The sequence below is a fragment of the Erwinia aphidicola genome (assembly GCF_014773485.1).
In the GTDB taxonomy this organism is placed as follows: Bacteria; Pseudomonadota; Gammaproteobacteria; order Enterobacterales; family Enterobacteriaceae; genus Erwinia; species Erwinia aphidicola.
In genome coordinates this window covers 600,745-622,305 of the sequence record NZ_JACXBP010000003.1, presented here as the reverse complement: position 1 = coordinate 622,305, position 21,561 = coordinate 600,745, and the positions used below count along the sequence as shown (strand labels likewise).

The 21,561-nt window shown below is 53.4% G+C and carries 21 protein-coding genes, 1 other RNA gene and 1 pseudogene; 12 read left to right on the top strand and 11 right to left on the bottom strand.

Annotated features, from left to right (window positions below):
* The first annotated feature begins 1,812 nt into the window (after window positions 1-1,812).
* From ID864_RS10085 to ID864_RS10075, 3 genes and pseudogenes are all read left to right on the top strand, one after another.
* On the top strand, window positions 1,813-2,010 hold the full coding sequence (locus ID864_RS10085; RefSeq protein ID WP_224750458.1) for a hypothetical protein: 198 nt from the start codon (window positions 1,813-1,815) through the stop codon (window positions 2,008-2,010).
* 135 nt (window positions 2,011-2,145) lie between these two features.
* Window positions 2,146-2,424, top strand: a complete 279-nt coding sequence (locus tag ID864_RS10080; RefSeq protein WP_224750457.1) for an AbrB/MazE/SpoVT family DNA-binding domain-containing protein — start codon at window positions 2,146-2,148, stop codon at window positions 2,422-2,424.
* 3 nt (window positions 2,425-2,427) lie between these two features.
* Window positions 2,428-2,736, top strand: a pseudogene (locus ID864_RS10075) (type II toxin-antitoxin system PemK/MazF family toxin); the annotation flags it as partial.
* A 386-nt stretch (window positions 2,737-3,122) separates the two neighbouring features.
* Here ID864_RS10075 and ID864_RS10070 read toward each other — a convergent pair.
* From ID864_RS10070 to smpB, 4 genes are all read right to left on the bottom strand, one after another.
* Window positions 3,123-3,992 (bottom strand): SIR2 family protein, encoded by an 870-nt coding sequence (locus tag ID864_RS10070; RefSeq protein WP_191149788.1) that lies wholly within the window; start codon window positions 3,990-3,992, stop codon window positions 3,123-3,125.
* Window positions 3,989-4,981 carry a ParA family protein gene (locus ID864_RS10065; protein WP_191149787.1) on the bottom strand — a complete coding sequence of 331 codons (993 nt, stop codon included), beginning with the start codon at window positions 4,979-4,981 and terminating at the stop codon, window positions 3,989-3,991. Before ID864_RS10065 ends, ID864_RS10070 begins: the two co-directional genes overlap by 4 nt.
* A gap of 345 nt (window positions 4,982-5,326) precedes the next feature.
* Window positions 5,327-5,689: a transfer-messenger RNA gene (gene ssrA, locus ID864_RS10060) on the bottom strand.
* A gap of 49 nt (window positions 5,690-5,738) precedes the next feature.
* Window positions 5,739-6,221, bottom strand: a complete 483-nt coding sequence (smpB, locus tag ID864_RS10055) for an SsrA-binding protein SmpB (RefSeq protein ID WP_048915053.1) — start codon at window positions 6,219-6,221, stop codon at window positions 5,739-5,741.
* A gap of 160 nt (window positions 6,222-6,381) precedes the next feature.
* Here smpB and ID864_RS10050 point away from each other — a divergent pair, with 160 nt between their 5' ends.
* The gene (locus ID864_RS10050) at window positions 6,382-6,816 is read left to right on the top strand and encodes a type II toxin-antitoxin system RatA family toxin (protein ID WP_048915054.1); all 435 of its coding nucleotides are present in this window, start codon (window positions 6,382-6,384) and stop codon (window positions 6,814-6,816) included.
* Window positions 6,809-7,096: an RnfH family protein gene (locus ID864_RS10045; RefSeq protein WP_099753938.1), complete on the top strand. Its 288-nt coding sequence runs from the start codon at window positions 6,809-6,811 to the stop codon at window positions 7,094-7,096. Before ID864_RS10050 ends, ID864_RS10045 begins: the two co-directional genes overlap by 8 nt.
* Before the next feature lie 70 nt (window positions 7,097-7,166).
* Here the strand turns inward: ID864_RS10045 and bamE are convergent, their stop codons facing one another.
* The 3 genes from bamE to nadK form a co-directional block, all read right to left on the bottom strand.
* Window positions 7,167-7,514, bottom strand: coding sequence for an outer membrane protein assembly factor BamE (bamE, locus tag ID864_RS10040; protein ID WP_048915057.1), 348 nt, complete (start codon window positions 7,512-7,514; stop codon window positions 7,167-7,169).
* A 190-nt stretch (window positions 7,515-7,704) separates the two neighbouring features.
* A complete protein-coding gene (gene recN / locus ID864_RS10035) occupies window positions 7,705-9,366 on the bottom strand; it encodes a DNA repair protein RecN (RefSeq protein WP_191149786.1) in 1,662 nt (553 codons plus the stop codon).
* 88 nt (window positions 9,367-9,454) lie between these two features.
* Window positions 9,455-10,333: an NAD(+) kinase gene (nadK, locus tag ID864_RS10030; RefSeq protein ID WP_048915058.1), complete on the bottom strand. Its 879-nt coding sequence runs from the start codon at window positions 10,331-10,333 to the stop codon at window positions 9,455-9,457.
* 123 nt (window positions 10,334-10,456) lie between these two features.
* Between nadK and grpE the strand changes: the two genes are divergently transcribed.
* Window positions 10,457-11,038 (top strand): nucleotide exchange factor GrpE, encoded by a 582-nt coding sequence (gene grpE, locus ID864_RS10025; protein ID WP_048915059.1) that lies wholly within the window; start codon window positions 10,457-10,459, stop codon window positions 11,036-11,038.
* Window positions 11,039-11,118: 80 nt separating this feature from the next.
* Here grpE and ID864_RS10020 read toward each other — a convergent pair whose 3' ends face one another.
* Window positions 11,119-12,684 (bottom strand): methyl-accepting chemotaxis protein, encoded by a 1,566-nt coding sequence (locus ID864_RS10020; protein ID WP_048915060.1) that lies wholly within the window; start codon window positions 12,682-12,684, stop codon window positions 11,119-11,121.
* Between the two features lie 191 nt (window positions 12,685-12,875).
* Window positions 12,876-13,559: a uracil-DNA glycosylase gene (gene ung, locus ID864_RS10015; protein ID WP_191149785.1), complete on the bottom strand. Its 684-nt coding sequence runs from the start codon at window positions 13,557-13,559 to the stop codon at window positions 12,876-12,878.
* Window positions 13,560-13,847: 288 nt separating this feature from the next.
* Here ung and grcA point away from each other — a divergent pair, with 288 nt between their 5' ends.
* Window positions 13,848-14,231 carry an autonomous glycyl radical cofactor GrcA gene (grcA, locus tag ID864_RS10010; RefSeq protein ID WP_048915062.1) on the top strand — a complete coding sequence of 128 codons (384 nt, stop codon included), beginning with the start codon at window positions 13,848-13,850 and terminating at the stop codon, window positions 14,229-14,231.
* A gap of 231 nt (window positions 14,232-14,462) precedes the next feature.
* Here the strand turns inward: grcA and srmB are convergent, their stop codons facing one another.
* Complete coding sequence (gene srmB / locus ID864_RS10005) at window positions 14,463-15,788, bottom strand: ATP-dependent RNA helicase SrmB (protein ID WP_191149784.1); 1,326 nt, start codon at window positions 15,786-15,788, stop codon at window positions 14,463-14,465.
* A 132-nt stretch (window positions 15,789-15,920) separates the two neighbouring features.
* Between srmB and trmN the strand changes: the two genes are divergently transcribed.
* Window positions 15,921-16,658, top strand: coding sequence for a tRNA(1)(Val) (adenine(37)-N(6))-methyltransferase TrmN (gene trmN, locus ID864_RS10000; protein WP_048915064.1), 738 nt, complete (start codon window positions 15,921-15,923; stop codon window positions 16,656-16,658).
* Here the strand turns inward: trmN and nadB are convergent, their stop codons facing one another.
* Window positions 16,659-18,272 (bottom strand): L-aspartate oxidase, encoded by a 1,614-nt coding sequence (gene nadB / locus ID864_RS09995; RefSeq protein WP_048915065.1) that lies wholly within the window; start codon window positions 18,270-18,272, stop codon window positions 16,659-16,661. It abuts the gene before it with no gap.
* A gap of 472 nt (window positions 18,273-18,744) precedes the next feature.
* Here nadB and rpoE point away from each other — a divergent pair, with 472 nt between their 5' ends.
* From rpoE to rseC, 4 genes are read left to right on the top strand one after another with little or no spacing between them, the layout of a single operon-like run.
* Complete coding sequence (rpoE, locus tag ID864_RS09990) at window positions 18,745-19,320, top strand: RNA polymerase sigma factor RpoE (RefSeq protein WP_048915066.1); 576 nt, start codon at window positions 18,745-18,747, stop codon at window positions 19,318-19,320.
* A gap of 30 nt (window positions 19,321-19,350) precedes the next feature.
* Entirely contained in the window at window positions 19,351-20,004 is a 654-nt protein-coding gene (gene rseA, locus ID864_RS09985; RefSeq protein WP_048915067.1) for an anti-sigma-E factor RseA, read from the top strand.
* Window positions 20,004-20,960 (top strand): sigma-E factor regulatory protein RseB, encoded by a 957-nt coding sequence (gene rseB, locus ID864_RS09980; protein ID WP_048915068.1) that lies wholly within the window; start codon window positions 20,004-20,006, stop codon window positions 20,958-20,960. Before rseA ends, rseB begins: the two co-directional genes overlap by 1 nt.
* On the top strand, window positions 20,957-21,421 hold the full coding sequence (rseC, locus tag ID864_RS09975; protein ID WP_048915069.1) for a SoxR-reducing system protein RseC: 465 nt from the start codon (window positions 20,957-20,959) through the stop codon (window positions 21,419-21,421). Before rseB ends, rseC begins: the two co-directional genes overlap by 4 nt.
* Window positions 21,422-21,561 lie beyond the last annotated feature (140 nt).

Sequence of the window (21,561 nt, the reverse complement as noted above, 5' to 3'; positions counted from 1 at the left end):
CTGAGGCCAGCCAGAGCACGCCGGAACGGCAAAAGACGCTCCCTGCGGGCCTCGGCACGCGGCATCCCTGCCGCGTGACGTCCGGCTTACCTCCGGCAGGCCTCATCCCTGTTAACAGCGTGCCCGCTGCGAGTGTTAAGCCGCGGCGATGGCAGGAAGATAGGTGGGCTTCATATTTTGTGGTGGCGACTGTCTTTTCCGGTCGGTCTCTAATCCTTCATATTCCGTTGGGGACGCTCCTCTTTTTCGGTCGGTCTCCGATCCTTCATATACCGTAGGGGTCGATCATCTTTTCCGATCGACCCGCTGAGGCTCAGGCAGAATTCAGTGGCCTCAAATGTCGCAGGGTACATCCTGTGAACCCGCACCAACATGACTTCCATCGCGATACGATCGGCAACCCGGCCTGAGGCCAGCCAGAGCACGCCGGAACGGCAAAAGACGCTCCCTGCGGGCCTCGTCACGCGGCATCCCTGCCGCGTGACGTCCGGCTTACCTCCGGCAGGCCTCATCCCTGTTAACAGCGTGCCCGCTGCGAGTGTTAAGCCGCGACGACGGCAGGAAGATTCGCGAGCTTTCATATACCGTAGGGGGCGACCATTTTTTTCGTTCGACCTCCGATCCTTCATATACCGTAGGGGTCGATCATCTTTTTCGATCGACCCGCAAAGGCTCTGGCAGAAGTCAGGGGCTTTCATATGCCGCAGGGTACATCCTGTGAACCCGCACCAATATGACTTCCATCGCGATACCATCAGCAACCCGGTCTGAGGCCAGCCAGAGCACGCCGGAACGGCAAAAGACGCTCCCTGCGGGCCTCGGCACGCGGCATCCCTGCCGCGTGACGTCCGGCTTACCTCCGGCAGGCCTCATCCCTGTTAACAGCGTGCCCGCTGCGAGTGTTAAGCCGCGGCGATGGCAGGAAGATCGGTGGGCTTTATATACTGTGGTGGCGACCGTCTTTTCCGGTCGGTCCCGGATCCTTCATATACCGTAGGGGTCGACCATCTTTTTCGGTCGACCCGCAGAGGCTCCGGCAGAAGTCCGGGGCTTTCGTGTGCCGCAGGGTACATCCTGTAAACCCGCACCAACATGACTTCCATCGCGATACCATCAGCAAACCGGTCTGCGGCCAGCCAGAGCACGCCGGAACGGCAAAAGACGATCCCTGCGGGGCTCGGCACGCGGCATCCCTGCCGCGTGACGTCCGGCTTACCTCCGGCAGGCCTCATCCCTGTTAACAGCGTGCCCGCTGCGATTGTTAAGCCGCGACGATGGCAGGAAGATAGGTGGGCTTCATATACTGTGGTGGCGACCGTCTTTTCCCAACGACCCGGTGTATGAAGGCGGGTTAACCTGGATATATACACGTTCTTTACCGCCTTTAATTCCCCGCACCTCGTCACGCAGCGCTTATAAATGCGGTTAGCGAGTCGCGATTTGTTTGTTTAGGCACGCGTAATTGTCACGTTTTATGCGCCGCCTTCCAGAATCGGCTGCAACCCATCGTGTGTGCTTGAATAAGTGCTTCAGCGAGGATTAAGGTGGTCATGCGTCGGCAAAATCCGGCGACGGGATTGGCGTCCTGACCTTTGTATCGCGGCATTATTCCACTTTAACTACGAATGATGTCACAACCTCTGCACATCTGTATGTTCCGTATAGTTTTTTCGGGCATAATCCGTGATGGACTGAGTGGGGGCTTCTGATGAAGCGCCGGGTGATACAGTCGGTACGCCAACCCTGCTCAGTCCACCTCCCGTAAATTGGCGTTTCGGTGGTGGATATCTTAAAAACTGTATCGAGATAACCATGATGAATGACGGAATTTATGACTACACCCCGCTAGAAACCACCGAGTTATGCGACCAGTGCCGCGCTCTGGCCTTTGCCATCACCGAACTCACTCACCCTATAGCCCGCGATATCTTGCTGTGGGTGCTGGTGGAACGCATTGAGATGCTGAGTTTACGGCTGGAGAGCGAAGATCACCTGTTAACTGAGATCTGACGACTGGCAGTGGAAACAGGCATTGCTTTAGCGATGCCTGTTGATGTTTTGCAAGGCTCATAATTTACTCTACAGCTTACGTGGGTAGCGTTTAGTTGTGATGTTATATATTTATATAATGAAACAGGAGGGGTTATGTACATTACCAATCTGCGAAAAGTGGGGGGATCAATCATGCTGGCCGTACCCCCTGTGCTGCTGGATGTTTTGCAGCTAAATGCTGGAGCGAAAGTAGGTATGTCTGTTAATGCTGGCCGACTGATTGTGGAAGTACAATCTCGCCCGCGCTATACGCTTGAGCAGTTGCTTGCTCAATGTGACAGTCGCGCTGAAATTTCACCTGATGACCGTGAATGGCTGAACAACAAACCTGCTGGTGGAGAGTTTATTAGATGGAAAGAGGGGGGGATTTAGACTGTCTCACTTGACCCTACCTTCAGACACGAGCAGCAGGGGACGCGGCCAGTTATGATAGTTTCGTCTGATGCTTTTAACCGATTGACGGGAACACCAGTTGTGTTGCCTGTCACTAACGGCGGCAACTTTGCCCGTACAGCGGGATTTGCAGTGCCACTCGATGGCGCGGGTATGCGCACGGTCGGCGTGGTCCGCTGCGATCAACCGCGCGCTTTGGATATGGCTTCACGACACGGCAGGAAGCTGGAGGATGCTCCAGCAGAAATAGTTGATGATGTGATGGCTCGACTGGCGACGATTTTCGAATAAGTAACTATGGCACGACGGTTTATGAGCCATAACGCCCTGTTGCGGTTGAATTCAAATCGATCAGCGGCATAATCGGCATATTGCCATCGTAGAAAGACGCAGAGTTTGAGAAGCTGTGGATCTTCCCGGTTATCCTGATCAGGATGCGGTAACCGACGGTGGTAATCACGGCATTACAACTAATTTAGAGAAAGAAAGGTAATGATGATTATTAAACTCCGACAGAATTATATTAAATCACGATATACAATTTTACATGCAGAGTGTCAGAATTGAACATCCGAAAGTCGAAAAAAAATTCGTGAAGTCGATTTCCACCTTACTAAAGTCGAGGGGGGGGTAAGTTTTACTGCTGAATGATAAATTTTAGTCAATAAGCTGATGGTTTACCATTTTTGTGTTTCTTTTAAGTTTTCCATTCTGAATTGTTCAACTTTTTCTACAAGCTGTTCAAGTGAATCAGTAAGCTCCGAGTGTCCATTATCTGATGAATAGGATAAAAATTTAACTCTCATTGATCTTGAAGCGATGCCAAGTAAATCACGATGAATTTCTCCATTAGGTAATGTCATGAAATGATAAGGTATGCGACCATGTGCAAACTGAATATCTTCAAATAGCATCCTAATATCAGGATCATCTGTGCCACATCCTAAAAATAGGAATGTATGGGTTAAAGCTAAAGCTTTTATGATCTCATAAAATAAAACATATTTTGTCCTAGCTTCAGCATAATCTCGGCGAGTGAATATTATTTGTTGTGGCGCATTCGCCGACCCATGGGTTTTTAGCAAAAGTCTTGTGTCACCACCATTCAGATAGTTTGCAGTATCATCACTAGTATGATCTTTTACTATTAAAGTACCAGCTGATATACCACCTGCGTAGGAATCATAAATAGTATCAAAATTTGGACTGGCAACTATAGATGCATCAAGATTGTAGATATGTTCGTGAATTTTCGCATGTCTATAACCAGCGCGCTGGTACTCAGTTTGCACTTTGTCAATAAATATATCTAAAGTAAGTTTTTCTTTAATAATTTCACATGCACTTAGATAATCTTTTTGAGATAATAACTGGTCGATGCACTCTTTATCATCTATTTCATCCAGACATGCTCTAAGGAATTCCTCCCAAGTTGCAGGCCTTTTACCTAAATCATTAGCAGAATTTTTAGATATTCCTGCACCAATCATAATCACACAACGACGTCTAGCAAGAGCTGCAATTAAAGTATCTGGCCAAGAAATCATTTTTCTAAACGCTCAATTAGATTAGATGCTATTTTGTGGAAGAAATCAGCTGCTTCTGATACTCGTGTATATTGTGAACCAACGATGCCATCTTTTGCAGATAATTCAAATATTGGTGCGTGGGCTTGCTGAGATAATGGAACAACACTACTAAGTGTTGGGATTTCACCTAAGTTTAAATCATCTATATTTGAATTGAAGAAATTACAAAGCTCAACTAATTCTGTTTTTTGTTTGGAAATGATTCTTTCAAATGCGGCTACAGGCTCTCGAACTCCTGATTTGCTCTTTGCTTTATATTGTTGCATCACATAGCCTGCGAAACTTAAATCCCATTCAACTTTTTTATTTGCTATCATAAATGGTGTGTTTTCAGCTTCTATATATTTTTCAATTGCATCAGAAAGAGCTGATTTCCATGTATTAAAAGATTTAATGATGTTTTCAACGGCCATCATACTGAAGATATCAACTGAAAGCGGCATTAGGAAAGTATCGACCCCAAGAATCACAGATCGATTTAAAGCACCAAGCGATGGCCCCATGTCAATCATTATTATATCGTAATGATGTAGTCTTGAAATTAATTCTTTGAAAACATAAGTGGTTTGAAATCCCCTGTGTTCTCCATTTCTTGTAGCAGCCCAGTCAGTAGCTAACAGGTCTTCTCTAATTGAAAGTTTAGGGCTGCCAACAATTAGATCAACATTAAACCTTTCACTACTAACAATTTCAGGCATTTCTTGAGGATAGCCTTGACCTCTTCGCACAGGATCAAAGAACGAATCAATGCTGTAGAAGTTGTTATTCAAGAAAATTCTTTCAAGATCCTCTTCTTTAAGGATGTATGCCGATGCATTGCATTGAGGGTCTGCATCTATAACTAGAACTTTCTTATTATGCTGAATGGCAAGTGATGCAGCTACATTGCATAATAGAGTGGTTTTGCCTACTCCACCTTTATTATTGAAAAATCCGACACTTTTCACAGATTTCCACCTTGGTAGGGATATTTTCTGGATATTAGCAGGGATGTAATTATATGTCTAATATTAATTATCTAAATATCTAACTATATAATTATATTAAGGTTATCTACAACGAGATCAAGCTAAAATTAATTATTAACCAAGTAACAGCTTTCGTATGCATTGTCTTCTCATGTAACTGTCCCTGCATGTTTTGGAAGACGTTTTACCGCTTATCCTACTCCAAAAATTACAGGATTTTTGGAGTTCTGAGTTTTTTTACAAACACAAAAAAGCCCACTCGGCGTTAACCTTGTGGGCTTTCAGGACTTCTGCGGTCGGCTCTGGAACCGCCGCGAAAAGATTTGGTGGAGCTGGCGGGAGTTGAACCCGCGTCCAGAATTACTACACCGTCGGCACTACATGCTTAGTCAGTCTTTACATTCGCCGGCCAGCTGCGGACAGACACGCCACTGACAAACTAGCCTGATTAGTTTTAGTGCTTCAACCCCAGGCCGGGTATCCACACGAGTTCTTTTGGGTTTGACTTCTCTTGATCCCCGTCTTAAGAACGGAAGCTAGGGAGAGAAGGCTCTAAGCAGGGTATTAAGCTGCTAGTGCGTAGTTTTCGTCGTTTGCGACTATTTTTTTGCGGCTTTTAACGAGGCAAACCGCCCCTCGGCATGCTCCTAGGGCTACGCAAATCCTGTCGAATCCAGAATCAGCCCCAAGTACTGTTTCGCAGTATATCAGAAAAACCTGTCGCTGTACCAGTAGGTTAGCGATTAGCGTGTTTCATAATACGTGCTTTGTCTAATTTCCACTCACGATCTTTGATGTCATCGCGCTTGTCGTGCTCGCGCTTACCTTTTGCCAGGCCGATTTTCAGCTTAGCCCAGGCGTTTTTCCAGTACATCGACAGCGCGATAATGGTGTAACCATCACGGTTAACTTTACCAATCAGCGTGTCGAGCTCGCGTTTTTTCAGCAGCAGCTTGCGGCTGCGCGTCGGGTCGCAGACATAATGCGTAGAGGCGACGCTCAAAGGCTGGAAAGTTGACCCAAACAGGTAGGCTTCGCCATCGCGCAGCATAATGTAGCTGTCGCTGATGTTGGCCTTACCGGCGCGGAGAGTTTTGACTTCCCATCCCTGGAGCGAAAGCCCGGCTTCGAACTCTTCTTCGATGAAGTATTCGTGGCGGGCGCGCTTGTTCATGGCAATGGTAGCGGAACCGGGTTTATGTGCTTTTTTCTTTGTCATAGTGCTACTTAGTGTACATGAAGCAGTGATTAATGGCATCCCCTGTAAAGCCGCTGACGGGGGAAACGGGTATTCTAGCAGATGCCCGGCCGGAGAGAATTTTTGTTTGATTGCTGGCAATGGTATTATTTATAAGTTCTAGAAATTGACAGGAATCGTTATGTCCCAGATTAGTCGTTCCGCGCTGGTGCCGTACAGTGCTGAGCAGATGTACCGCTTAGTTAACGATGTCGACAGCTATCCGCAGTTTTTACCGGGCTGCACCGGTAGCCGGGTGCTGGACGCCAGCGATGACCAGATGACCGCTTCAGTTGATGTCTCTAAAGCCGGCATCAGTAAAACCTTCGTGACCCGTAATACGCTGACCGATAATCAAAGCATCCATATGCAGCTGGTTGATGGTCCGTTCCGCAAGCTAAACGGCGGCTGGCGTTTTACTGCGCTGAGCGAAGAAGCCTGCAAGGTTGAGCTGAATCTGGACTTTGAGTTCACCAACATGCTGGTTGAGCTGGCGTTTGGCCGCATCTTTAAAGAGCTGGCCAGCAGCATGGTGCAGGCGTTTACCCAGCGGGCGAAAGAGGTCTACAGTGCCTGATATCGTGGTGGAAGTGGCGTATGCACTGCCGGACAAGCAGTATCTTTACAGCGTCAAAGTGCCGGAAGGCAGCAGCGTAGAGCAGGCGATCATCGCCTCCGGCCTGCTGGAGATACGCAGCGACATCAGTTTGCAGCAGAACAAGGTGGGGATTTTCAGCCGCCCGGTGAAGCTGCAGGATGAAGTGCAGAGCGGTGACCGCATCGAAATCTATCGGCCGCTGATTGCCGACCCGAAAGATCTGCGCCGCCAGCGGGCGGAACGGGCAGCAAAAAAATAAGGCGCATTGAGCGCCTTATTTTTTTACAGGCCAACCGGAAAAAAAGGGCGGCCTCTGGCTGAACAGAGGATTAACCTTCGTTTTTGCTCAGTGCAGGTTTGTTATCAATGTTGGTCAGCGTACCGTTCTGGTCAAACGTCAGGGTCAGCGTCTGCTGTTTCACCGGCTCGTGGCCTGGCTCCTGACGGAATACGTAATACCACACGTTTTTACCAAACGGGTCGTGCATCATCGGCGTGCCCAGCGTGTAAGCAACCTGCTGTTGGGTCATGCCAGTATGGATTTTGGCGACGTCATTGGCGACCAGGTAGTTGCCCTGGTTGATATCCGGGCGGTAAACCACTCGCTCCAGAGTGGAACATCCAGCGGTCATCATCAGAAGAACCACCGCGGCAGCAGTCAGCGTTTTACAGCGCATAATCAATGTTTATTCCTTTGTGGCTATATTCGTATCCCCGGACTCCCTGAAACAAACCGCTCCAGGACATGGGTCTATCAGTGTGCAACTACGATACCAGTGTAAGCTGCCGATGATAATAAACCTTTCCGCAGTTTAAAACCTCTGCGAAGCAACGATATGACCACAATCCGGTAAAAAAGTGCAATGCTCAGGCGGCTAAAAGCTCTTTGGCGTTCGCCAGCGTGTTGCGCGTGACCTCGCTGCCGCCCAGTAAACGTGCCAGTTCCTGCAGGCGGGCGCGCTTGTCCAGCGGCTGCATATGCGTTTCGGTCATCGCACCGTCGGTCTCTTTACTGACGTAGAAATGCTGATGGCCACAGCCTGCCACCTGCGGCAGGTGCGTCACGCACATCACCTGAGTAGATTCACCCAGCTGGCGCAGCATTTTACCGACCACTGCGGCGGTTGGCCCGCTGATACCCACGTCCACCTCATCGAAAATCAGCGCCGGCGTATCCATTTTACGTGCGGTAATCACCTGAATTGCCAGCGCAATACGCGACAGCTCACCGCCCGATGCCACTTTGCCCAGCGGCTGAACCGGCTGGCCAGGGTTGGTAGTGACGCGGAAATCGATACGGTCCGCGCCTTCAGCCGTCAGATGGTCCGGGTTAAACTGAATTTCAATGCTGAAGCGGCCATGCGGCATCGACAGCGTATGCATGCTGTCGGTGATCAGCCCGCTCAGCTCGTTGGCGAAATGAGTGCGGCGCTCGTGCAGCTGCTGTGCGCAGCTCAGGGCAGCAGCATAGTGCAGGCTGACGGCTGCGCTCAGCTCGTCCTGGTCGCTCTCCTGCTGGTCAAGCAGCTGCTGTTCTGCCAGCAGCTGCTGATGAAATACGGGCAGCTCTTCCGGGGCGAGGTGATGCTTGCGTGCCAGGCTAATCTGGCGCGACAGGCGCTGCTCCAGCTCGTGCAGGCGGTTAGGATCAAGGTCGAGGCGGTCACAGTAGTGGCGCAGCTCATCGCTGGCCTCACTGATCTGGATAGCGGCCTCTTCCAACATGCCAAACACACCGCTCAGCTTGTCGTCCATCTCAATCAGCTCGGTCATCAGCTGGCGTGCGGTATACAGCTGGCTTTGCAGGTTGTTCTCTTCGCCATCGGCCAGCATCAGCAGGGCTTGCTGGCTGGTCGAGAGCAGCTGCCCGCTGTTCGCCAGGCGCTTATACTCTTCATCAATCTGCTCATATTCGCCGCTGACCGGCGCAAACTCGTTCAGCTCTTTCAGCTGATACTGCAGCAGTTCACGACGCGCTTCACGCTCCTGCGCCAGCTGCTGATGCTGCGCCAGCGCGCGGCAGCTCTGGTGCCACTGACGATAGTGCTGCGCCATGTTTTGCATTAGCAGAGGTTCACCGGCGTAAGCATCCAGCAGTGTTTTCTGGTGTTCAGGTTTGAGCAGCAGCTGATGGGCGTGCTGGCCGTGGATCTGGATAAGCGCCTGGCCGAGGTCACGCAGCTGGGAGAGCGGCACCGCAGTGCCGTTGATAAAGCCGCGTGAGCGACCATCGCTGCTGATCACACGGCGCAGCAGGCATTCATTACCGTCATCCAGCTGGTTGTCCGTCAGCCAGCGCTGCGCGGAAGGGGTATCTTTGAGGGAGAAGCGCGCGCAGATATCGGCCCGTGCTGCCCCCTGGCGCACCATATCAGCCTCGGCACGACCACCCAGACACAAACCCAGCGCGTCAATGGCGATGGATTTACCCGCACCGGTTTCCCCGGTGATAGCCGTCATTCCGCGCTGAAAGTCGATCTCAAGCTCGCGAACAATCGCGAAGTTACTGATGGTCAGTTGTGCCAGCATAATTGTCTTTCCTGTATGAAAACACAGATATGGTTTTTCATACAGTATATACTGGTTTTATAAACAGTAAACTCAGGCAGCACGCTTTTTAGAATAATTTTTTTGACCAGCCGAGCTTTGAGCTTAGCGTGTTGAAATAATTATAATTTTTCGGGTGGATCAGGTTCAGGTGATAATCGCTGCGGCGGATTAGTACATCTTCTCCCTGCTGGATAGGCAGCGCTATCTGGCTGTCGCAGCTGATCTCCAGGTCGCCGCGCATATGGGAAAAACGCAGGCGGATGGTGCTGCTGCTGTTGATCACTAATGGCCGGGCCGACAGGGTATGCGGGAACATCGGCACCAGCACAATGGCATCCAGCGACGGGGTGAGGATTGGCCCGCCGGCCGAGAGGGAATAGGCGGTGGAACCGGTCGGCGTGGAGATGATCAGGCCATCCGATCGCTGCGAAAACGCGAAGTTCTCGTCAATATAGACCTCGAACTCGATCATATGCGCCACTTTGCCCGGGTGCAGCACCACTTCGTTTATCGCCGTGCCAATGCGCGGCGTGCCGGACTGGCGGCAAACCTGCGCTTCCAGCAGGAAGCGGCTCTCAACGAAGTATTCGCCTTCCAGCACGTCGGCCAGCTGCTGCTGCGCATTGTCCGGGTCAAGATCGGTGAGAAAACCCAGGTTACCGCGGTTAATTCCGATCACTTTGATGTCATAGCGCGCCAGCACTCTCGCCGCACCCAGCATATTGCCATCACCGCCGACCACGACGGCCAGATCGGCCTTGCGGCCAATTTCCGCCAGCGTTCCGGTCAGGACACCATCCAGTTTCAACTCGCGCGCGATCTGCTGCTCAATAATGACCTGATAGCCTTTCCCGGTCAGCCAGCGATACAGCATTTCATGGGTGCTGAGTGCAGTAGGGTGGCGTGGATGGCCGACGATCCCGATGCAGTTGAAGTGGGTATTCATGTTACTGGCATTCCTTACGAGGTAAACTGCCCCGACAATGTGACTGGTTCCCTTGAAACCGCGATTCTGATCCCCATAATAAGCGAACCAGCGAGATGAATATGCACAAACGCGGAGAAATTCATGAGTAGTAAAGAACAGAACACACCAAACGAGCAAGTTTCAGACGAAATCGAGATGGAGCAGGCACAAAACCAGGACGCGGAAACAGCAGAAGTGGTGGATCCGCGTGATGAGCGTATTGCTGAACTGGAAGCACAGCTGGCCGATTCTCTGGGTGGCGTGCGCGATGCGCAGCTGCGTGCTCAGGCAGAGATCGAAAACATCCGTCGCCGTGCCGAACTGGATGTGGAAAAAGCGCACAAATTTGCGCTGGAAAAATTCGCCAACGAGCTGCTGCCAGTGATCGACAGCCTGGAGCGCGCGCTGGAAGTGGCCGATAAAGAGAACCCGGAACTGGCTTCGATGATTGAAGGCATCGACCTGACCATGAAGTCACTGCTGGGTGCGGTACGTAAGTTTGGCGTGGAAGTGGTTGGCGACACCAATGTGCCGTTCAACCCGGAAGTGCATCAGGCGATGTCGATGATGGAGTCTGAAGAGGTCGCACCAAACCACGTGCTGATGGTGATGCAGCGCGGTTATACCCTGAACGGTCGCCTGCTGCGCCCGGCGATGGTTGCCGTCGCCAAAGCCAAAGCTTAATGCCTGCACGGGGCGACCTTTTCCCCGGTCGCTCCTGCAGTATCCAAATAGCCGCCTTGTGCGGCTATTTTTATGCGCGCTTACTGGAAAGCAGGTTCGTTAACCTTAAATGCGCGGATCGCGACCGACAGCTGATCTGCCTGCTCCTGCATCGACTGCGCTGCCGCGGCTGACTCGTTGACCAGCGCGGCGTTCTGCTGGGTCACCTGGTCCATCTGGGTGATCGCCATGTTGATCTCATCGATACCGCTGCTCTGTTCGGCGCTGGCAATCGAGATTTCGCCAATAATCTGCGTCACGCTTTTCACGCTGGAGAGCACTTCATCCATGGTGGAACCTGCTTTCGCCACCTGTTTGCCACCCTCATCAACTTTACTCACCGAGTCCTGAATCAGCTGCGCAATCTCTTTCGCGGCGGAAGCCGAGCGCTGCGCCAGGCTGCGTACTTCTGAGGCAACCACGGCAAAACCGCGCCCCTGCTCGCCCGCGCGTGCGGCTTCAACGGCGGCGTTCAGCGCCAGGATATTGGTCTGGAAGGCAATGCCGTCAATCACGCTGATGATATCGACGATTTTTTTCGACGATCCGTTAATCATCTCCATAGTGCTGACCACCTGTTTCACCGCATCGCCGCTCTGCAAGGCAACCTGTGAAGCCTGGGCGGCCAGCTGGTTGGCCTGGCGTGCGTTGTCGGCGTTCTGCTTCACCGTTGAGGTGATCTGTTCCATTGCCGAAGCTGTCTCTTCCAGCGAGCTGGCCTGCTGCTCGGTACGGGCGGAGAGGTCCATATTGCCCGCCGAAATTTCGCTGGAGGCATTGGCAATCAGGTCGGTGCCGGACCGCACTTCATAGACAATTTTCAGCAGATTTTCATTCATGTTCTTCAGTGCCTGCATCAGCTGGCCGGTTTCATCCGTTGAGGTGACATGAATGGCGCTGCGCAGATCGCCCGCCGCGACATTTTCGGCAATTTTCACCGCTTCACGCAGCGGACGTACGATAGAGCGGGTGAGGAAATAACCCAGCAGCACCGCCGCAATCATCGCCAGCGCGGAGAAGATCAGCGTGATCTTAATCGCCGTTGAGCCATCCTTCACCGCCTTAACGCCTTCGGCCTGAAGCTGGCCAGACTGCGAGTCGGCAAAGGCCACCACGATATCGAGGAAGGCATTCTGCGTGGTAGTGATTTTACGCAGCACCACTTCGGTGGCATTGGTGATATCCCGCGCGCGCACCAGATCCAGCAGATCCCGCTTATCCTGCTCGAACAGGGCTGCTGCCGCTTTCACATCCTTGATCTTCTGAATGCCGACTGGCGTGGTTTGCAGCTTGGCAATCTTGTCAATCGCCGCATCGGTTTTGGCGGTTGCTGCTTCCAGCTGAGTAAAACGCTTATCATTGGCTCCCGGGTTGGCGGCATCCAGCACCATTCCGCGCAAGAACTTGATCTGGTCATTAACGCCGTCGCGCACATCAAACGACAGGCGGACTTTGGTGTAGCGATCGCTGATGATGCTGTCGATGGAATGATTAATGTTGCTGGTCTTGATAATTGCGGTAGCGCTGACGATGATCAAAAGCAGGATCACCAGGCCAAATGCGGCACCAAGCCGCACGCCCACTCTCATATTCTTTAGCGATGACATTGAATTTACCCCTAAGTTAGTTCGAGCCAGAAAGGGAGCATTTTTATGCTCCTCGAGTTCGAACCCATCGGCAGCAGAGGGGAAAACTTGATAAGAAATTGTGACGGACTTCGCAGTTAAGCGTGTGGAAATGTAAGTAATTCAGCAGGGCAATTATTTTTCAGGGGGCGGCTACCCCCTGATTTTACAGGCTATTCAGCCGGTAGCTGCGGCGTCCAGTCAATCGGCGTTTCGCCGTGCTCGCTCAGCCACTGATTAGTTTTGGAAAAGTGCGCGCTGCCAAAAAAGCCGCGATGCGCGGAGAGCGGGGAAGGGTGCGGCGCCTGCAGGACATGATGGCGCTGGCGGTCAATAATGCTGCCTTTCCTCTGCGCGTGCGAGCCCCACAGCAGAAAGACCACGCCTTCGCGATGCTGGTTAATGGCGGCAATAACGTTATCGGTAAAGGTTTCCCAGCCGAATTTGGCGTGCGAATGCGCCTGGCTGGCCTCCACCGTCAGCACGGTGTTCAGCAGCATCACCCCCTGCCGTGCCCAACTTTCAAGGAAGCCGTGATTCGGGCGCTGGAAGCCGGGAATATCCGTCACCAGCTCTTTATACATATTGACCAGCGAAGGGGGCACTGCGACCCCCGGCAGTACGGAAAAGGCCAGTCCATGCGCCTGGTTGGGGCCGTGATAAGGGTCCTGACCCAGAATAACCACTTTTACCGCGCCCAGTTCGGTGAGGCGAAAAGCGTTAAAAACATCTTTCTGCGGGGGATAGACGGTTTTGCCAGCCGCACGCTCTGCCGCTACCCGGGCCAGCGTCTCCTTAAAGTAAGGTTTCTCTTTTTCCTCAGCCAGCACATCGTGCCAGGTCATGGTATTGACCATTACCGTCTCCTTAACGTCATCAAAGGGCGTAGCTTAGCGCGCTTTCCCACGGGGTGACACTTAAAAAATAATTGAATTTTTACACGAATTAAAGAAATTATTATCCGGCTAAAATTGATATAAAACAGAAAGTTGCTCAATCACCCAGCGAGTGTGCCAGCGATGGCTTGATTTGCATCAAAGAGGCCATATCCACAGGCTGGTATACAGATCCCAGTCAATTACGGGTTTATCCATCAACCTGGCGCTGAGCTTCTCTTCAGCGCCCATTGCCTGGGAGGCAACAACATGATTACCGGAATTCAAATTACTCAAGCAACCAATAATGCCCTGCTGAACTCTTTCTGGCTGCTGGACAGCGACAAAGCGGAAGCACGCTGCGTTTGTGCTAAAGCCGGCTACAGCGAAGATCAGGTGGTACCGGTCAGCGATCTCGGTGAAATCGAATATCGTGAAATCCCGCTGGAGGTGAAACCGCAGGTGCGCGTGGAGGGCGGTCAGCATCTGAACGTCAACGTCCTGAGCCGTGAAACGCTGGAAGAGGCGGTGAAGCACCCGGAGAAATATCCGCAGCTGACCATTCGCGTTTCCGGTTATGCCGTGCGTTTTAACTCTTTGACGCCAGAACAGCAGCGTGACGTGATTACGCGTACCTTTACTGAAAGCCTTTAAGCATTAACAGGCGTCGGTAAATAGGCGGATGGCGAATATCGCGCCATGCGCTTTTGTTGTCTACTTAACTGATAATCGGCGGTTTTTAGGCCAGGTTTTTGCTGAGAGACTGCTGAGGTTGAGACTTTTTGCTGGCTGGACGATATCCTAAACGCTAGGGTCCATTTTGGCTCATCATCAGCCAATAAAAAACCGCCCCTCGAGGCGGTTTTTTGTTATGCAGTGTGATTATTACGCACTGTCAGTTTTCGCCGCGCTTGGCTTGCGGCGCTTACCGATATTTTTGGTATCGCGATGGCGCTCTTTCACGCGCGGTTTCTCTTCGGCCTTCTCTTTTTCTTTCTGCTGCTTACGCTTTTCCAGCACTTTCTTCGACGGTTTGCCTTTCAGCTTCTCATTTGGCGCGCGGGTGGTCGGGCGCAGCTCATCAATGGTACGCGCTTTCAACGGCTCTTTGATGTAGCGGCTGATGCGTCCCAGCAGCATGTTGTCGTGGGCTTCAACCAGGGAGATGGCGATGCCTTTTTTACCTGCACGGCCGGTACGGCCAATACGGTGCAGGTAGGTATCTGCGGTGACCGGCATATCGAAGTTGAACACGTGGCTGACATCGTCGATGTCGATGCCACGCGCGGCGATATCGGTGGCCACCAGTACGTTAACGCGGCCTTCAACCACGCGTTTGATCGCTTCGTTACGCTTGGCCTGCACCAGTTCACCCTCTAGGTAGCTGGTGTTGATGCCCGCTTCGCGCAGCCAGCCGCACAGCTCGTGCACACGCTCGCGCTTGCGCACGAACACCACGGCACGGGTCACTTCCGGCTGCTTCATCAGGTGGATCAGCAGTGCGGTTTTATGTTTGATATGGTCCGCGCGGTAGTACCACTGCTGGATTTTTTTACGCTCGCGGCGTGCCGGATCGGCTTCAATCTCGATCGGCTCGTTCAGAATGCGTTCTGCGAAGTCTTTAATAGCTTCGCCTTCCAGCGTGGCGGAGAACAGCAACGTCTGTTTGCGCCAGCGGGTCTCGGCGGCGATGGTTTCGATATCCTGAGCGAAGCCCATGTCCAGCATGCGGTCGGCTTCATCCAGCACCAGCGTTTCCACCGCGCGGCAGTCGAAGTTTTCTTCTTTGATGTACTGCAGCAGGCGGCCGGTGGTGGCGACCACGATATCCTGGTTTTCACTGAAAACTTCGGCGTGGTTCATAAACGCCACGCCGCCGGTGATGGTGGCGATATCAAGGTGGGTATGTTTCGCCATCTCACGCGCCTGGTCTGCAACCTGCATCGCCAGTTCACGGGTCGGGGTCAGGATCAAAATGCGCGGCGGGCCGGACTTCTTACGTGGGAAGTCGAGCAAATGTTGTAGCGCGGGCAGCAGGTAGGCCGCAGTCTTGCCTGTACCGGTTGGTGCCGAACCCAGAACGTCGCGACCCTCCAGTGCTGCCGGAATAGCTTCTGCCTGAATGGCAGTAGGGCGCGTGTAGCCTTTCTCCTGCAGGGCTTGCAGTAGGCTCTCGTCAAGTTCGAGTTCGGAAAAAGTGGTTACAGTCATGGTCTACCTCAGTTTGGGGCGCTGATTATAGACAGATTGAGCGCGATCTTCATCTGTTTGTGTCGAGTTAATGACTTTTCCTTCATCGCGGATTGTCCTATGCTAGCGCCGTTTCCCTTTCAGGTCAGTCAAATGTCACAACAGAAAGCCATTCTTCGCGCCAACGGATTTACCTTCAAGCAGTTTTTTGTTGCTCACGATCGCTGTGCGATGAAGGTCGGCACCGATGGCGTGCTGCTGGGCGCCTGGGCGCCGGTGGCGAACGTTACGCGTGCGCTGGATATCGGCAGCGGCAGTGGTTTAATTGCCCTGATGCTGGCGCAGAGAACCGCTGAGAACGTCGAAATTGATGCGGTGGAACTCGATGAAGCGGCAGCCGGGCAGGCCAAAGAAAATGTCGCAGCATCGCCGTGGCCCGGCAGAGTGCATGTGCATCAGGCGGATATTGTTAGCTGGAGCGAACGCTGTTTGCAGCGCTATTCGCTGATTGTCAGCAATCCTCCCTATTTTGCGCCGGGATCGGAGTGCGCCAGCCCGCAGCGGGCATCCGCGCGCTACACCGCCAGCCTGACGCACGATGTATTGCTGAAGTGTGCTGAGGATCTGATCGCTGAAGAGGGCTTTTTCTGCGTGGTCCTGCCGGAAGCGGCCGGAAGTAAGCTGGTGGAGCTGGCGCTGCAGCGCGGCTGGCATCTGCGTTTTCGCACCGACGTGTCTGATAACGAGACGCGGCCACCTAACCGCGTGCTGCTGGCGCTCTCCCCGAAAGCCGGTGAACAACTGCTGGACCGGATGACGATTCGCGGGCCTGACCAGCAGTACTCTGAAGCGCACTGTAGCCTGACCCGCGATTTCTATCTGTTCCGCTAATTAATCGTTCAGCTGCGGCTGCAGAATGGTCGGCAGCGCTTCTTCCAGCGCTTCCGGGTAATCCAGCGTGTAGTGCAGTCCGCGGCTCTCCTTGCGCGCCATCGCGCAGCGCACCATCAGTTCGGAGACCTGAACCAGGTTACGCAGCTCCAGCAGATTATTGGAGATGCGGAAATTGGCGTAATATTCGTCAATCTCCTGCTGCAGCGTGTTGATGCGGCGCAGGGCGCGCTCAAGGCGTTTAGTGGTGCGCACAATACCGACGTAGTCCCACATAAACAGCCGCAGCTCGTGCCAGTTATGCTGGATCACCACGCGCTCGTCCGAATCATCGACCCGGCTTTCATCCCATGCAGGTAGTCCCGCCACCATCGGCAGGTCCGGCAGGCGACGATGGATATCCTCGGCGGCTGACCAGCCATACACCAGGCACTCCAGCAGCGAGTTTGAGGCCAGGCGGTTAGCACCGTGCAGGCCGGTGTAGCTGACCTCGCCAATAGCATACAGGCCGCTGAGATCGGTGCGCCCCTGCTGATCGACCATCACGCCGCCGCAGGTGTAGTGCGCCGCAGGCACAATCGGGATCGGCTGCTTCGTCAGGTCAAAGCCGAGCGTCAGCAGCTTTTCATAAATGGTTGGGAAATGGGCGCGGATAAATTCCGGCGGCTGGTGGCTGATGTCCAGATACATGCAGTCAGCGCCGAGCCGCTTCATCTCATGGTCAATCGCCCGCGCCACGATATCACGCGGGGCCAGCTCGCCGCGCGGATCGAAGTCAGGCATAAAGCGCGTGCCGTCAGGGCGCTTCAGTTCGGCCCCTTCACCGCGCAGCGCTTCGGTCAGCAGAAAGTTGCGTGCATCCGGGTGGAACAGGCAGGTTGGGTGGAACTGATTAAACTCAAGGTTGGCGACGCGACAGCCTGCACGCCAGGCCATCGCGATACCATCACCGGAGGCGACGTCCGGGTTGGTGGTGTATTGATAGACTTTCGCCGCGCCGCCGGTTGCCAGCACCACGGCGCGGGCGCGGCAGGTTTCCACCGCTTCACGCTTGCGGTTCCAGATATAGGCGCCCACCACGCGGCGCTCGCCCGGTAGCTCGATTTTATCGGAAACAATCAGGTCAACGGCGTTACTGCGTTCAATCAGCTTAATATTCGGATGGCTCAGCGCCTGGCTGACCAGCGTCGTTTCCACGGCTTTGCCGGTGGCGTCGGCGCTGTGCAGGATACGGCGATGGCTGTGGCCGCCTTCACGCGTCAGGTGGTAGGGCTGTTCATGGTTGGCCGGGGTGTCTTTATCAAACAGCACGCCGTTGTCGATCAGCCACTGCACGCAGTGACGGGCGTTGCTGGCGATAAAGGAGACGGCCTCACGTTCGCACAGGCCGCCGCCGGCAATCAGGGTGTCTTCCACGTGTGATTCGATGCTGTCAGTTTCATCAAACACCGCGGCAATACCGCCCTGAGCATAAAACGTGGAGCCTTCACTGACCGGGCCTTTGCTCAGCACGGTGACCTGATATTTTTCGGCCAGCCGTAACGCCAGCGAAAGGCCCGCTGCGCCGCTGCCAATAATCAACACGTCACAGCTATAATCGGAAGAGAGAGTCATGGTGTTTAATTTACTAAACAGGTTGTTTGCTGAGCATAGCACTCAAATTAACCAGGCAAAAAGGCTTTTTATCGACCACGCTCGAGAGTGGGAGCCAAATCAAATAGTGCTCGTCACAAATACGACATCTTTTTGAAAAATTCGCGTAAGAGGGCGTTTAATATTACGAACGTTCACTTATTGTCGTGATTATAGGGTGAAAACTGAGGCTCCTTGCGGTACTCTGCGACGGCTGTTGGGCTCCTGAGCGTCACTGTTTCAGGAACAAAGAGAGGCAGTGGCCGACAAATCCGTAAGAATGCATAAAAAAGCGTGCTGATTTGTCCTGTCCCCCGGCGGCAACACAAAAATAATGGCGTAATGGAACTTTCCTGATGATGACGACTCAAACCGCATGCTTGCTCAAAAAGATTGAGTTATTGCTGGAAGTGCGATTACGCGTGAAGACAGATTTGGGGAGAATTTACCTCGGATGAGCGAGCAGTTAACGGATCAGGTTCTCGTAGAGCGTGTACAGAAAGGAGACCAGAAGTCATTCAACTTACTGGTAGTTCGCTATCAGCATAAAGTGGCGAGCCTGGTTTCCCGCTATGTGCCCTCCGGAGACGTGCCTGACGTAGTGCAGGAGTCGTTTATTAAGGCCTATCGTGCGCTGGAATCTTTCCGGGGCGACAGTGCTTTCTATACCTGGCTCTATCGTATTGCCGTCAATACGGCCAAAAATTACCTGGTTGCTCAGGGGCGCCGCCCGCCGTCTACCGATGTGGACGCGATCGATGCAGAAAATTTCGAAAGTGCGGGAGCTCTGAAAGAAATATCGAACCCTGAGAACTTAATGTTGTCAGAAGAGTTGCGACAAATCGTTTTTCGTACCATCGAGACGTTACCCGAAGACTTGCGCATGGCTATCACCCTGCGTGAACTCGATGGCCTGAGCTATGAAGAGATAGCCGTGATCATGGATTGCCCGGTAGGGACTGTTCGCTCCCGTATTTTCCGCGCCCGTGAAGCTATCGATAATAAAATTCAACCGCTTATCCAACGCTAGCGATAGCGGACACAGGAAGGGTATTGAGGTATGCAGAAAGAACAACTTTCCGCTCTGATGGACGGTGAAACGCTGGATAATGAAGCCATTTCCGCGTTGTCTAAAGACGTTGTGCTGCAGAAAAACTGGGAAAGCTATCACCTGATTCGCGACACATTGCGCGGTGATGTTCCTCAGCTGCTCGATTTTGATATCTCCGCGCGCGTCATGGCGGCGATTGAGAACGAGCCAGCGCAGAAAGTCACTCCTCTGATTGTTGAAGCACAGCCTAAACCTGAACAGGCTGCCGTGATGCCGTTCTGGGCAAAAGTGCGCCCGTGGGCAGCTCAGATTACTCAGGTCGGCGTCGCCGCTTGCGTTTCTCTGGCCGTGATTGTCGGCGTGCAGCAGTACAATAAACCGGTGGTCGGTCAGTCTTCCGACGCCCCGGTGTTTAACACGCTGCCGATGATGGGGCAGGCTTCCCCGGTTAGCCTGGGTGTGCCCGCGGACAACGCGAACACTAACACTAGCAACGCTAACCAGCAGGTTCAGGACCAGCGCCGCCGCGTGAACGCGCTGCTGCAGGACTATGAACTGCAACGCCGTCTGCATGCTGAACAGCTGCAGTTTGAGCAAAGCCCCGATCAGCAGGCTGCTGCTCAGGTTCCAGGTAACCAGTCGTTAGGAATGCAATCGCAGTAATGAAGCAGCTTTGGTGTGCAGTCAGCCTTATGGCTGGCAGCCTGATGTACTCCTCTGTCGCCCCGGCCGCGCAAACGCCTTCCGGGGCACTATTGCAACAGATGGAGCAGGCCAGCCAGTCTCTCAGTTACGAACTTGCCTATATCAATGTCTCCCGCATGGGCATTGAATCGCTTCGCTACCGTCATACCGTTATCGACAACAAAGTCTTTGCCCAGCTGTTGCAGATGGATGGGCCGCGCCGTGAGATTATCCAGCGCGGCAATGAGGTCAGCTATTTTGAAGCGGGGCTGGAACCGTTCACCATGACCGGGGATCACATTGTTGATTCGCTGCCGGCGCTGGTGTATGCCGATTTTCAGCAGCTTGCCGCGACCTATGATTTTGTCTCCGTTGGCCGCACGCGCATTGCCGACCAGCTGTGCGAAGTGATCCGCATCGTGCCGCGTGATGGTACGCGCTACGGTTACATTGTCTGGCTGGATAGCGACACTAAGCTGCCGCTGCGGGTTGACCTGATGGACCGCGACGGCGAGACGCTGGAACAGTACCGCGTGGTCAGCTTCGCGGTGGATGACGGCGTACGTAAGATTATGCAGGGCCTGGAAACCGCTAAGCTGCCGCCGGTGCTTTCAGTACCTACCAGCGGTGCGGTGACCTTCAACTGGAAAGCTGGCTGGCTGCCCGCCGGAATGAAAGAGATCGCCCAGAGCCGCCGCCAGCTACCTTCGCTTGATCGCCCGGTGGAATCCCGGCTCTACTCCGATGGTCTGTTCAGTTTTTCCATCAACGTGACGATGGCGGATAAAAGCAGTTCGCCACAGCAGTTGCGCACTGGGCGTCGTACGGTGCAGACTGAAGTGCGTAATAATGCGGAAATTACGGTAGTGGGCGAACTGCCTCCTGCCACCGCTAAACGTATTGCTGACAGCGTGACGATGGGTAAAACACCATGATGAGAGAATGGGCGACGGTGGTCTCGTGGCAGAATGGTATTGCCACACTGCACTCCGAAATGAAAACTTCCTGCAGCAGCTGCTCTGCCCGCAAGGGGTGTGGCAGCCATATGCTGAACAAGCTGGGGCCAAAAAATGCGCACGTGATGAAAATCACCAGCGTCGAGCCGCTGCAGCCGGGCCAGCGTATTGAATTAGGCATTGCCGAAACCAGCCTGCTGAGTTCGGCATTCCTTGTTTATATGACGCCGCTTATCGGTTTATTCGTTCTGGCCGGCGTTTTCCAGATGCTGTTCCACAGCGATCTGGCTGCGGCCAGCGGCGCGCTGCTTGGCGGCGTGGGCGGTTTTATTATTGCAAAAGGTATCTCCAGCATTCTGGGCCGTTCAGCCTCTTTCCAGCCGGTGATCCTCAGCGTTGCACTGCCTCCTGACGCGCTGCACGTGACTACCGATGCCTGACTGGCCTCGAATCTGGCGGCGGGTTTGTCCTGCCGTCAGCCCCGTTCCACGCTGGTTCAAATCTTATTTCCTCGTCGATATGCCTTTGCGTGCACTATTGCCTGCCTGCGAAGATTCCACCCCTTTGATATGTAGTGTAG